The 12,425-nt window shown below is 66.0% G+C and carries 10 protein-coding genes; 6 read left to right on the top strand and 4 right to left on the bottom strand.

Annotated features, from left to right (window positions below; translation table 11 throughout):
• Nucleotides 1-94 precede the first annotated feature (94 nt).
• Nucleotides 95-1,600, bottom strand: coding sequence for a chromosomal replication initiator protein DnaA (dnaA, locus tag ACG0Z6_RS05370; protein WP_394459222.1), 1,506 nt, complete (start codon nucleotides 1,598-1,600; stop codon nucleotides 95-97).
• A gap of 446 nt (nucleotides 1,601-2,046) precedes the next feature.
• Here dnaA and rpmH point away from each other — a divergent pair, with 446 nt between their 5' ends.
• The 5 genes from rpmH to mnmE all read left to right on the top strand — a co-directional run bounded on the left by rpmH (nucleotide 2,047) and on the right by mnmE (nucleotide 6,354).
• Nucleotides 2,047-2,181: a 50S ribosomal protein L34 gene (rpmH, locus tag ACG0Z6_RS05365; protein WP_394459220.1), complete on the top strand. Its 135-nt coding sequence runs from the start codon at nucleotides 2,047-2,049 to the stop codon at nucleotides 2,179-2,181.
• 34 nt (nucleotides 2,182-2,215) lie between these two features.
• Nucleotides 2,216-2,728, top strand: coding sequence for a ribonuclease P protein component (locus tag ACG0Z6_RS05360; RefSeq protein WP_394459218.1), 513 nt, complete (start codon nucleotides 2,216-2,218; stop codon nucleotides 2,726-2,728).
• 17 nt (nucleotides 2,729-2,745) lie between these two features.
• Nucleotides 2,746-3,084, top strand: a complete 339-nt coding sequence (yidD, locus tag ACG0Z6_RS05355) for a membrane protein insertion efficiency factor YidD (RefSeq protein ID WP_394459985.1) — start codon at nucleotides 2,746-2,748, stop codon at nucleotides 3,082-3,084.
• Nucleotides 3,077-4,726, top strand: coding sequence for a membrane protein insertase YidC (gene yidC / locus ACG0Z6_RS05350; RefSeq protein WP_394459216.1), 1,650 nt, complete (start codon nucleotides 3,077-3,079; stop codon nucleotides 4,724-4,726). The genes yidD and yidC overlap by 8 nt, the downstream gene beginning before the upstream one ends.
• A gap of 227 nt (nucleotides 4,727-4,953) precedes the next feature.
• The gene (mnmE, locus tag ACG0Z6_RS05345) at nucleotides 4,954-6,354 is read left to right on the top strand and encodes a tRNA uridine-5-carboxymethylaminomethyl(34) synthesis GTPase MnmE (protein WP_394459214.1); all 1,401 of its coding nucleotides are present in this window, start codon (nucleotides 4,954-4,956) and stop codon (nucleotides 6,352-6,354) included.
• 6 nt (nucleotides 6,355-6,360) lie between these two features.
• Here the strand turns inward: mnmE and ACG0Z6_RS05340 are convergent, their stop codons facing one another.
• Entirely contained in the window at nucleotides 6,361-7,803 is a 1,443-nt protein-coding gene (locus ACG0Z6_RS05340; protein ID WP_394459211.1) for a sensor domain-containing diguanylate cyclase, read from the bottom strand.
• Nucleotides 7,804-8,001: 198 nt separating this feature from the next.
• Nucleotides 8,002-9,999 (bottom strand): cation:proton antiporter domain-containing protein, encoded by a 1,998-nt coding sequence (locus ACG0Z6_RS05335; RefSeq protein ID WP_394459209.1) that lies wholly within the window; start codon nucleotides 9,997-9,999, stop codon nucleotides 8,002-8,004.
• Nucleotides 10,000-10,192: 193 nt separating this feature from the next.
• Here ACG0Z6_RS05335 and ACG0Z6_RS05330 point away from each other — a divergent pair, with 193 nt between their 5' ends.
• Nucleotides 10,193-11,464, top strand: coding sequence for a Glu/Leu/Phe/Val family dehydrogenase (locus ACG0Z6_RS05330; RefSeq protein ID WP_394459207.1), 1,272 nt, complete (start codon nucleotides 10,193-10,195; stop codon nucleotides 11,462-11,464).
• An 87-nt stretch (nucleotides 11,465-11,551) separates the two neighbouring features.
• On the opposite strand, the gene ACG0Z6_RS05325 is transcribed toward ACG0Z6_RS05330, so the two are convergent.
• Nucleotides 11,552-12,247 carry a phosphatase PAP2 family protein gene (locus tag ACG0Z6_RS05325; RefSeq protein WP_394459204.1) on the bottom strand — a complete coding sequence of 232 codons (696 nt, stop codon included), beginning with the start codon at nucleotides 12,245-12,247 and terminating at the stop codon, nucleotides 11,552-11,554.
• Between the last annotated feature and the right edge of the window lie 178 nt (nucleotides 12,248-12,425).

Genomic DNA, 12,425 nt, shown 5'->3' with positions numbered 1-12,425 from the left:
CTTGCTCTTGATGTCGCGCACGGGTCTGCGCCGGCGCAGGGATTGTCACTCATGCCGCCGGGTTTGGCGCCGCAACGCGTCGCGGCGCTGCACACTAGCCCTTGAGGGTTTGTTCCAACACATGCAGCTGCTGGTTGAGCTCCGTGTTTTTATGCCGCTCGCCGCCAATCTTGCGCACCGCGTGCAGCACGGTGGTGTGGTCGCGGCCGCCGAACAGCTCGCCAATTTCGGGCAGGCTTTTTTGCGTCAATTCCTTGGCCAGGTACATGGCAATCTGGCGCGGCCGGGCAATGCTGGCTGGGCGCTTCTTGCTGTACATGTCGGCGACTTTGATCTTGTAGAAATCGGCCACCGTCTTTTGGATGTTCTCCACCGAAATCTGCCGGTTCTGGATGGAGAGCAAGTCCTTGAGCGCCTCGCGGGCGAGGTGGATGGTGATTTCCTTGTGGCTGAACTTGGCGTAGGCCAGCACCTTGCGCAGCGCGCCTTCGAGTTCGCGCACATTGGCGCGCACGTTCTTGGCCACGAAGAAGGCCACGTCCTCGGGCAGCGGCGTGCGCTCGGCGTCGGCCTTCTTCATCAGAATGGCCACGCGCATTTCCAGCTCGGGCGGCTCAATGGCCACGGTCAGGCCGGAATCAAAGCGGCTGGTGAGGCGCTCGTCGATGTCCACCAAGCCCTTGGGGTAGGTGTCCGAGGTCATGATGATGTGCGCGCGCTTGGCCAGCAGGGCCTCGAAGGCGTTGAAAAACTCCTCCTGCGTGCGGTCCTTGCCGGCGAAGAACTGCACGTCATCGATGAGCAGCAGGTCCAGCGAGTGGTACTTGGCCTTGAGCTCGTCAAAGGTCTTGCGCTGGTAGTTCTTCACCACGTCGGAGATGAACTGCTCGGCATGCAGGTAGAGCACGCGTGCATCGGGCTTGTCTTTGAGCAGGGCGTTGCCCACCGCGTGGATCAAGTGGGTCTTGCCCAGGCCCACGCCGCCGTAGATGAACAGCGGGTTGTACATCTGCCCCGGCGCACCGGCCACGTGCAGCGCGGCCGTGCGCGCCATCTGGTTGGCGCGGCCCGGCACCAGGGTGTCAAAGGTCAGGGCGGGGTTGATGCGGTGGCGCGTGGCGCTGGGCGGCAGGGACTGCGCGGGCGCGGGCTCCGCGGCTGCGCCAGCCGAATTGGGGCGACCAGCGGCCGGGGCTGGACGCGCCGCGGCGGCCTCGCCCGCGGCGGGTGCTGGGGCCGGTGCACTGGCGTGGCCGCCCAGCTGGGCCTGCAGCACCTGGCCCATGCTTTGTGTGGGTTGGGAGACCCGCGGCAGCGGCACCACCGCTTGGCGCTGCGCCAGGGCCAGCTCCAAGCGTGCAGGCTTGCCGGAGATTTCGCTCAGGATGGCCTCAATGCGGCCGGCGTACTGGCTGCGGATCCAGTCCAGCTTGAAACGATTGGGCACGCGCAGCGACACCAACAGGCTGTCGGTGCTCTCGGCCACCTCGGCCGGGGGCAGGGGGCGAATCCAGGTATTGAACTGCTGTTCGGGTAGCTCGGCAGCCAGGCGCTCGCAGCCTTGCTGCCACAGCGCCGCACTCGGGATGTCTGCGCTCATTGTGGAAAACTTATTCTTGAGCGGCCGGATTCTACGCGTTGGAGGCCGCTCTGAACCCAGGTTATCCACAGATTTTTCGGGGCGGTCAAGTCATGGTTTGCCCACCTCGGCAGGGTAGCCATCAGCCGTTGGCGTTGACCAAGTCCTCAAGTTTTGGTGTAATCCCAGGTTTTTCGGAGTGTCGGGCGCTAAGGCGCGCACGGCACTGATGCCGAAACAGCGCGCCCCGACCCGGGCGGCGTGCTGCGGCGGGAGCGATAGGGCAGCCAGGCGTGGGCATCCGAGAGGTGTGTCAGCGCGGGGTTGATAGAACGCAGGATGGCTGTCATGAGCCGCCGGCGCCCGGCTCCGGCAGCAGCGCTTCCAGGGTCTCGACGGGGACGTCCACTGGCTCAAAGGTGCCGCGTCGCACCCGGCGGCTGCACCGGTTCCCAAAGAGGTTCACTATGAAACGCACTTATCAAGGCTCCAAGACCCGCCGCGCCCGTACCCACGGTTTTCTGGTTCGCATGAAGTCCCGTGGTGGCCGTGCCGTGATCAAGGCACGCCGCGCCAAGGGCCGCAAGCGCCTGGCCGTCTGAGCCAGCGTCGTTCACTGCTTCGGGTCTGTATCCCGTGATCGGCCGCATCCAGCGATCGGCCGACTTCGAGCGCGTGCTGGCCAAGCCCGGCTGCGCTCGCAGTGCACATTTCGCCGTGCACCACCTGCCCCAGTCACCCAGCGCCCCGCGCTACTTATCCACCCGCTCATCCACAGCTGGCGTGGACTTATCCACATGTGACGCACAAATTAATCCACAGCCTGTGGATGATTGCCCCGCGCCTGTTGATGAGGCGTGGCTGGGTCTGGTGATTCCCAAACGTCTGGCGCGCCGCGCCGTGACGCGCAATTTGCTCAAGCGCCAAATTCGCGGCCTGTTTGGCAGCGCTGAAGCCGCCGCCCTGCCTGCGGGCCTGTGGGTGGTGCGCCTGCGCGCGCCGTTTGACCGCAAGCAATTCCCCAGCGCCAGTTCTGAGGCGCTGGCCGCGCTGGTGCGCAGCGAGCTGCGCCAGTTGCTGCAGCGCCTGCAACGCCCGCCGCGCAGCGCTGCCGCTGCAGCCTCACCCGCACCTACGGGGGTGGTATGAGCCGTGCTCGGCCACATATGCAGGCACAGGCGTCGCGCTGGGACTGGCGGCGCTGGCCCCAGCGCGTGCTGATGGGTTTGGTGCGTGGCTACCAGCTGCTGCTGAGCCCCTGGCTGCGTGCGGGCTGCCGCTACACGCCCAGCTGCTCCAGCTATGGTTTGGAATCGCTGCAGCGCCACGGGGCGTTGGTGGGCACTTACTTGACGGCAGCGCGCATTCTGCGCTGCAACCCGTTTTGCCTGGGTGGGCATGATCCGGTGCCGGAGCAGCCCCCCCGTTTGTTCAGCCGCCTGCTGCGCACGCCGCGGGCGGATTCCCCTTTTCAACCTTGCAACTCAAAGCCTCCCCATGACTGAAATACGCCGCACCGCGCTATGGGTGGTGTTCACCCTGTCGCTGCTCATGCTGTGGGATGCCTGGCAAAAGCACAACGGGCAACCCTCTCTGTTCAGCCCCGCGCCGGCCGCCTCGGTTGCGGCGGCATCGGCCCCGGCCTCGGGCGCTGCGCTGCCCAGCGCCGCTGCGCTGCCCACACCAGCGGGCCAGGCCGCGCTGCCTGCCGCTGCCACGGCCCCGAAAACGGCCAGCGTGCAGATTGAAACCGACCTCGTCAAGGCCACGCTGGACACCCTGGGCGGCAGCATGACGCGCGTGGAGCTGCGTCAGCACAAGGACGCCGCCGACCCCAGCGGCCACGTGGTGGTGCTCACCCCCACCCGCAGCTACCGTGCTGAAACCGGCCTGGTGGGCGTGCCTGGCGCGCCCAACCACCTCAGCGTGATGACGCTGGTCGATGGCCCGCGCACCCTGCAAGAAGGGCAAGACACGCTGACGCTGCGTTTTGAGTCGCCCGAGCAGGCCGGCCTGAAGCTGGCCAAGACCTATGAGTTCCGCCGCGGCAGCTATGTCGTGAACGTCAAGCACGAGGTGCAAAACGTGGGCGCGACCGCACTCACGGCACAGCTGTACAAGCAGCTGGTGCGTGACGGCCACACCGACCCCACCAGCATGTTCATGGCACCGGCCTCGTTCACGGGTCCGGCCGTCTACACCGAGCAGGCCAAGTTCCAGAAGGTGGATTTCGAGTCCATCCGCAAGGGCAAGGCCGAGTACGCCAAGCAGGCGCAGGACGGCTGGGTGGCCATGGTGCAGCACTACTTTGTGTCGGCCTGGCTGCACACGGGTGTGGGCGCGCGTGAGTTCTACGTCAAGCAGGTGCAGGACAACCTGTACTCGGTGGGCTCGGTGGCTTCGCTGCCGCAGATTGCCCCGGGTGCCACGGTCAGCGCCAGCGACCAGCTCTATGTGGGCCCGCAAGAAGAGAAGAAGCTCGCCGCCTTGGCTCCGGGCCTGGAACTGGTGAAGGATTACGGCTGGTTCACCGTGCTGTCCAAGCCCCTGTTCTGGCTGCTGGACGCGCTGCACGGCGTGCTGGGCAACTGGGGCTGGGCCATCATCGCCCTGGTGGTCTTGCTGAAGATTGCCTTCTACTGGCTCAACGCCAGCGCCTACCGCTCCATGGCCAAGATGAAGGCGGTGAACCCGCGCATCATGGAGCTGCGTGAGCGCCTCAAGGACAAGCCGCAGCAGCTGCAGCAGGAGATGATGCGCATCTACCGCGAAGAGAAGGTCAACCCGCTGGGCAGCTGCCTGCCCATCCTCTTGCAGATGCCCTTCTTCATCGCGCTGTACTGGGTGTTGCTGTCCAGCGTGGAGATGCGTCACGCGCCCTGGGTGTGGTGGATCACCGACCTCTCGGCCAAAGACCCCTTCTTTGTGCTGCCGCTGCTGATGACGGCCTCCAGCCTGCTGCAGGTCTGGCTCAACCCCACGCCGCCGGACCCCATGCAGGCCAAGATGATGTGGATCATGCCGCTGCTGTTCAGCGTGTTCTTCTTCTTCTTCCCGGCCGGTCTGGTGCTGTACTGGCTGGTGAACAACCTGCTGTCGATTGCCCAGCAGTGGATGATCAACAAGCAAATGGGCGTTCAGAACTAGTCAATAGATCACGCCAAACACAAGCCCCCGCGCAATGGGGGCTTTTTTTCGTCTGCGCCTAGCGCTCCAATGCCGCCATGCGGGGCAGAGACGCCGCTGAGGGCAAGCGCCCTCGGTGGTTCAAGGTGCACGCCATGGCCCATGCGGGCGCATGGCGTGCACCTCCCCCGCGCCACCTCTGCTCACGCCGGGCAGCCCGGCGCGGTGCATGGCGGACAATCGCGCCCATGCTGTCGCGCCAACAAGACCCCATCGTCGCCCTTGCCAGTGCCCCCGGTCGTGGAGCCGTGGGCATCGTGCGGGTGTCCTCCCCGCAGTCGCTGGAGCCCCTTGTTGAGGCCCTGTGCGGGCGCGCGCTGCAGCCGCGCCATGCCCACTACCTGCCCTTTTTGAGCGCCCAGGGCGAGGCCATCGATCGGGGTCTGGCCCTCTACTTCAACGCACCGCACAGCTACAGCGGCGAGCACGTGCTGGAGCTGCAGGCCCACGGCGGCCCGGTGGTGCTGCAGCTGCTGCTGGCGCGCTGCCTCGAAGCGGCTGCCGAGCTTGATGAGCTAGGCCGCCCGCGCCTGGCGGCGCTGCGCCTGGCCGAGCCGGGCGAGTTCACGCGGCGCGCGTTTTTGAACGGCAAGCTCGATCTGGCCCAGGCCGAGGCCGTGGCCGACTTGATTGATGCCAGCACCGAAGCCGCCGCACGCAGCGCCGGACGCGCCCTGGCCGGGGCGCTCAGCGTGGAGGTGGGCGGCTTGCGCGACGCGCTCATCCAGCTGCGCATGCTGGTGGAGGCGACGCTGGACTTCCCCGAAGAAGAGATCGACTTCCTGCAAGCCGCCGACGCGCTGGGCAAGCTGCAGCGCTTGCTGGTGCAGCTCGACACGCTCTTGGCGCGCAGCCGCCAAGGCGCCATCCTGCGCGAGGGCATCAAGGTGGTGCTGGCCGGGCAGCCCAATGTGGGCAAGAGCTCGCTGCTCAACGCCCTGGCCGGAGCGGAGCTGGCCATCGTCACGCCCATCCCGGGCACCACGCGCGACCGGCTCAGCCAGACCATACAAATCGAAGGCGTGCCGCTGCACATCAGCGACACCGCCGGCTTGCGCGACACCGAGGATGTGGTGGAGCGCATCGGCGTGGCGCGCAGCTGGGACGCCATTGCCGACGCCGACGTGCTGCTGTTTTTGCACGACCTCACGCGCTTGGCCGACGCCGACTACCAGGCTGAAGACGCTGCCATTCAGGCCCGGCTCTCGGGTGTGGACCCCGCGCGCCTGGTGCAAGTCTTCAACAAGGCCGACAGCGGCGCGGCTCCCCTGCAGCTGCCCGAGGGCGCGCTCTCGCTTTCGGCCAAAACAGGGGAGGGGCTGGAGGCCCTGCGCCAGCGCCTGCTGCAGCAAGTGGGCTGGCAGGCCCTGCCGGAAGGCCAGTTCATCGCGCGCGAGCGCCATGTGCAGGCCCTGCAGCGCACGCGCGGCCATGTGCAGCTGGCCCTGCAGCAGGCCGAGCACGCGGTGCTGGACCTGATGGCCGAAGAGCTGCGCCTGGCGCATGACGCGCTGGGCGAAATCACCGGCGCCTACACCGCCGACGATTTGCTGGGCGAAATCTTCAGCCGCTTTTGCATCGGCAAGTGAAGGGCCTCAGCAGCTGGGCTCAAGGGTCTGCAGCATGTCGTGGGGCTGCGGCGGGCGGTTTTCTTTGACGCGTGTCAGCGCCGCTTCGGCGGTGTCGATCAAGAGCGTGTGCGACTGGCGTGCATCGGGCACCAGCGCCGTCACACCCACCGACAGCGTGATGCAGCCTGCACTCGTACCCTGGTGCTCGATTTGGGCCAGACGCAGGCTGTCCACGCAGCGCTGGGCCACGATGTGTGCGCCGACGAGCAAGGTGTCTGGCAGCAGGATGGCGAACTGGTGCTCGCTGTAGCGGCTCACCACCTCGCCGCTGCGTGCGGCACTGGCCTGCAGCAGGCGGGCGACGCGCTGCAAACAGGTGTCGGCACCGGCTTGGCCATAGTGCTGAATATAGGCGGCAAAGTCGTTGAGCTCGATCAGCAGCAAGGCCTGAGGCCGGGCGTTGCGCGCCGCGCGCAGCCACTCTTGGCGCAGCGTCTGCTCCAGCTGCTGGCGTGAGCCCACGCCGGTCAAGTCATCGACGCTGGATTGACGCGTCAGCTGCGTGTTGAGCTGAGCTACGGCATGGGCTTGTTGGCGCTGCTCGCTGATGTCTGTGACGATGCAGAGGTGGCGCACAGGGGCTTCCTCATCGGGCAGCGGCACCAACGAGGCGGTGACGATTTTTTGCTCGCCACCGGTGTGCTTGAGCACCAGCTCCTGCGGCGCACGAATCAGCGCGTCGCGCGTGAGCATGAGCTGCGACGCCAGCACGGTCATGAGGTGTTGGCCTGCCATGGCTGGCCCGCTGTGTCCCAGCAGCACCTGTGCCTGAGCATTGCTCTGGCGCACGCGCAGGCGCTCGTCCAGCATCAGTACGCCCTGAGGCAGGGTGCGGCACAGGGCGTCGAGCTGGGCCTGGCATTGCTGCAGGCGGCGTTGTTCACGCACCAGGTCGCTGACGTCCGAGCGCACCGACACGATAAAGCCCGAGGCCGTGCGCTGCTCATGCAGTCGCACGCCGGAGTCCTGGCTGGACTGCTGTTGCATGCGCTGCGACATGAGCTGGCGTTCGCGCAGGCGCTGTGCCAACCAAGCCTCCTCGCGCCCCTTGGCTTCCGGCACACAACCTTGACGCAGCGATTCGCGCAGCAGCGCTTCAAAGCTGCCACCACGCGCAAAGGCCGAGGCCATATAGGGGAACAGGGCCACCACCTGGTGGTTGTAGGCCAGCAGCTGGTCTTGGGCGTCGAAGAGCTCAACGCCAACGGGCAGGGCATCCAAGACCTCCTTGAGCATGCGCTGACTCTGTGCGATTGCCGCACGCGCTTGCACGGCTGTCCCTATCGCAGCAGCCCCTAGCGCAAGCACCAGAGCCAGCACCGCCGCAGGCAGCCACCAGGACATTGCCAGGCCGGGCGTGCTCAGGGCAAGGCCCAGTTGCCAGGAGGACAGCGCCAACAAACTCACCCCCGATCCCAAAAGCAGGAGGAGGGTGGGGCGGGCCAGGGGTTGGGGCGGCAGGGCTGACTTCATAGAAGTGGCCGATGCTAGCGAGCCCCGTAGGGCTTGGGGGCGCATTCCCCATTTGTCGCGACATCAAGACTCAAACGGTGTGGCCATTTCCAATGACACGCCGCCGCTCAATCGCCGCAGCCCCACACTGGCTCAGCCGCGCAGCAGTCGGTCCTCGGCGCGGGCCAGGGCTTCGGGCGTGCCGCTGAGCACCAGGGTGTCGCCCACATAAAGTGTCATGTTGGGGCTGGCACTCACCACCGCGCCGCTCACGCGCCGCACCGACACCACGCCCACGCCGTGCAGCCCCAGCATCAGCTCCGAGAGTGGCTTGTCGGCCCACAGGCTGGCCGAGGGCAGGGCCAGCGATTGCAGGCGGACTTGGTCACGCTCGTCCACGCTGTCGTCGTCGGCGCCGTGGAAGAAGCCGCGCAGCAGGCCGTAGCGTGCGTCACGGGCGTCGCGCGTGATGCGGATGACGCGGCGCATGGGCACGCCCACCAGCGCCAGCGCATGGCTGGCCAGCATCAGCGAGCCCTCGATGGCTTCGGGCACCACCTCGGTGGCGCCAGCGGCGCGCAGCTTTTCCAGATCGGTGTCGTCGATGGTGCGCACCACCACCGGCACGTGCGGCGCGTGGGCGCGCACCTCGTGCAGCACTTTCAGGGCCGAGGCGGTGTCGTGGTAGCTCACCACCACGGCGCTGGCGCGTGCCAGACCCGCGGCCATGAGGCTGGGCAGGCGTGCCGCGTCGCCAAACACCACGCTCTGGCCTGCTGCTGCCGCCTGGCGCACGCGGTCGGGGTCCAGGTCCAAGGCCATATAGGGAATGCCTTCGGCCTCGAGCAAGCGCGCCAAGTTTTGCCCGCTGCGCCCGTAGCCGCAGATGATGATGTGGGCATCGGCTTTGATGGATTTGCGCGCAATGCTGGTGAGCTGCACCGATTGCATCAGCCAGTCGCTGGCGGCCACACGCATGACGATGTGGTCGCTGTACTGCACCATCAGGGGCGTGAGCAACATGGACAGCACCATGGCCGCCAACACCGGACTGACCCACTGCGGTGCAATGAGCTGGTGCTGCTGTCCCAGGGTCAGCAGCACAAAGCCGAACTCCCCAGCTTGTGCCAAGTACAGGCCGGTGCGCAGGGACACGCCTGCGGGCGCGCGCATGAAGCGCGCCAGTGCGGCGATCAGCAGGCATTTGGCCAGCGTCGGGCCCAGCGCCAGCACCACCACCAAGCCCCATTGGTGCACCAGGGTCTGCCAATCCAGCCGCATGCCGATGGTGATGAAGAACAGGCCCAGCAGCACGTCGTGGAAGGGCCGGATGTCGGTTTCCACCTGGTGCTTGTATTCCGTCTCGGAGATCAACATGCCCGCCACAAAGGCGCCCAGCGCCAGCGACAGCCCGGCGTGCTCGGTCAACCAGGCCAGGCCCAGGGTGATGAGCAGCAGGTTGAGCATGAACAGTTCTTGGCTTTTGCGCCGCGCCACCATGGTCAGCCACCAGCGCATGAGCTGCTGGCCTCCCGTGAGCAACAGCGCCAGCAGGATCACGGCCTTGAGCCCAGCCCAGCCCAGGGCTTGGGCCATGGCTTGACCATCGCTGCGGCCCAAGGCCGGAATCAGCACCAAGAGCGGCACCACGGCCAGATCTTGAAACAGCAGCACGCCCATCACGCGGCGGCCGTGTTCGCTCTCCAGCTCCAGCCGCTCGGCCATGAGCTTGACCACAATGGCCGTGGAACTCATGGCCATGGCCGCGCCCAGCACCAAGGCGCCTTGCCAGTTCAAATCCCAGGCCAGACCCAGCCAGGCAAACAAATACTGCAGCGCCACATTGCCCGCCATGGTGCCCAGCACGGTCAGCAACACTTGCAGCAAGCCCAGCCCAAACACCAAGGCGCGCATGCTGTGCAGCTTGGGCAGGTTGAACTCCAGCCCGATGACAAACATCAGGAAGACTACACCAAACTCCGCCAAGTAGCGCACCCCGGCCGAATCGGCCGCCAGGGCCAGGGCGTTGGGGCCAATCACCACGCCCACAGCCAAATAGCCCAGAATGGGCGGCAGCTTGAGCGAACGGCACGCCACCACGCCCAGCACGGCGGCCACCAAGTAGAGAAGCGTGAGGTCCAGCGAAGTCATGCGGTCGAGTTTAGGGGCTGGCTCCCGGTGCGGCTTGTTGGGAAAGAAATTTGCTTGATTTCACAATTCACCGCATAGATTTGATCGCTATGCATCCGCCGCATAAGCACATAAGCACTCGGCTTCGGAATTTCTGACTCCGAGCTGTCGAGTCGCACTATCGTTCGCGCCATCCGAAGTTACGGAGCATTTCATGCCCAATCTGTCATTCGTCACCCCCACGCGCAACAGCCCCTGGGGCACTTATCTCTCGCAGATCGACGCCGTGGAGCCCTACCTGGGCAAGCTGGCGCGCTGGGTGGAAACGCTGCGCCGCCCCAAGCGGGCGCTGATCGTGGACATCCCCGTGGAGCTGGACAACGGCACCATTGCTCACTATGAAGGCTATCGCGTCCAGCACAGCCTGACGCGCGGCCCCGGCAAGGGCGGCGTGCGTTACCACCCGGACGTGACGCTGGAAGAAGTGATGGCCCTGTCGGCCTGGATGACCATCAAAAACGCTGCGGTGAACCTGCCTTACGGCGGTGCCAAGGGCGGCATTCGCATCGATCCCAAGCAGTGCTCGCTCAAAGAACTCGAAAAAATTACGCGCCGTTACACCAGCGAGATCGGCATCATCATCGGCCCGCAGCAAGACATCCCGGCGCCGGACGTCAACACCAACGGTCAGATCATGGCCTGGATGATGGACACCTACTCCATGAACGTGGGCGCGACGGCCACGGGCGTGGTCACCGGCAAGCCCATCCCCCTGGGTGGTTCGCTGGGCCGTGTGGCCGCAACCGGCCGCGGCGTGTTCGTGGTGGGCCGTGAAGCCATGCGCCGCCTCAACATCGGCATGGACAGCGCACGCATCGCCGTGCAGGGCTTTGGCAATGTGGGCTCGGTGGCCGCCAAGATGTTCGCTGCCCATGGCGCCAAGATCGTGGCCGTGCAAGACCACACTGGCACCATCCACAACGACAGCGGCATGGACATGTCCGCGCTGCTGGAGCACGTGGCCCAAACCGGCGGCGTGGGTGGCTTCAAGGGTGCCGACAAGATCGACAACGAGAACTTCTGGGACGTCAAGACCGATGTGCTGATCCCGGCGGCTCTGGAAGGCCAGATCACTGCCGAGCGCGCACGCCGTCTGCACACCCGCCTGGTGCTGGAAGGCGCCAACGGCCCGACCACGCCTGATGGCGACCAAGTGCTGGCCGAGCGCAACATCGTGGTGGTGCCTGACGTCATCGCCAACGCCGGTGGCGTGACCGTGTCTTACTTCGAATGGGTGCAGGACTTCTCGTCCTTCTTCTGGACCGAAGACGAGATCAATGTGCGTCTGGACCAAATCATCATCGGCGCCTTCAAGGGCATCTGGGAAACGCACGAGAAGCACAAGATCTCGTTGCGTACCGCGGCCTTCACCGTGGCCTGCACGCGCGTGCTGCAAGCCCGCGAAGAGCGCGGCCTCTACCCCTGATCCTCAGCAGTGCTGGTGGCGGCGCGACGGCGCTGCCCACCGCAACCCAACCAAAGGCCCGCATCACGCGGGCTTTTTTCATGCCAGTCAGTACAGCTGGCGGGCGTCGCGGTCTTGCCCGAACTTGCCCATCAATGCCCCGCACACCACCCAGCAAATCCAGGCCGTCCAAAGCGTGTGGCTGGGGAAATGCGCGCCGCGTGCCAGCTGCGCCAGTCCGTAGGTCAAACCCAGCACCAGCACCAGGGCCAAGCTCCAGCGCGCCAGCATCGGGCGGCGCGGGCGGAACATGAAGTAGGTGGAGAGAAAGGCAAAGGCCGCACTGGCGTGGCCGCTGGGGAAGCAGTGGCCCGGGCCACCGTCGCCCCGCACCCAAGACCAATGCGGCACATACACGGCCATGCCGCCGAACTGCTGCAAATCCCAGGGGCAGCTGGTGGCCGAACCGCGCTTGAGCAGCGGAATCAACAACAGGCACAGCACTGTGGCCGCAAAGGCCCAGCGGGCCCGGCGTGCGCTCACGCCCGCCCACAGTGGGCGCCAGGCATTGATGGCCAGCACCACCAGCACCACGCCAGCGAGCATGCGCCCGCCACGGTGTGCCAGCCCGGCCGTCAACCAGCGATCGCGCCAGGCAAAGCCCTCGGCATTGCCAAACCACGCGGCTATGGGCTGATCCCAGGCGCTGAGCTCCCAGCCCAGCAGCAGCAGCAGCCCGACCAGCGCCACACGCCACCACCCCACAGTGGCAGATGAAGAATACTCAGGGAAATTCCAAGACATGGGCAGCACTGACCTTTCAGACCCAGTGAAAAGGCCGACAGTGCTTGCATGTCGGCCCCAAAAGGGGGAGAGCTTAACGGGCGCCAAGGCCTGGGCGCAGAGGTTTGTGACCAAGGGCGCGGCATGCGGCACGTGTTTGGGGCTGCGTGCAGGTTCTGCACACAGGCTGCGACGGACA

Source organism: Roseateles rivi (assembly GCF_043555845.1).
GTDB classification, from domain to species: Bacteria; Pseudomonadota; Gammaproteobacteria; order Burkholderiales; family Burkholderiaceae_C; genus Roseateles; species Roseateles rivi.
This window is presented reverse-complemented; position numbering and strand designations above follow the sequence as displayed.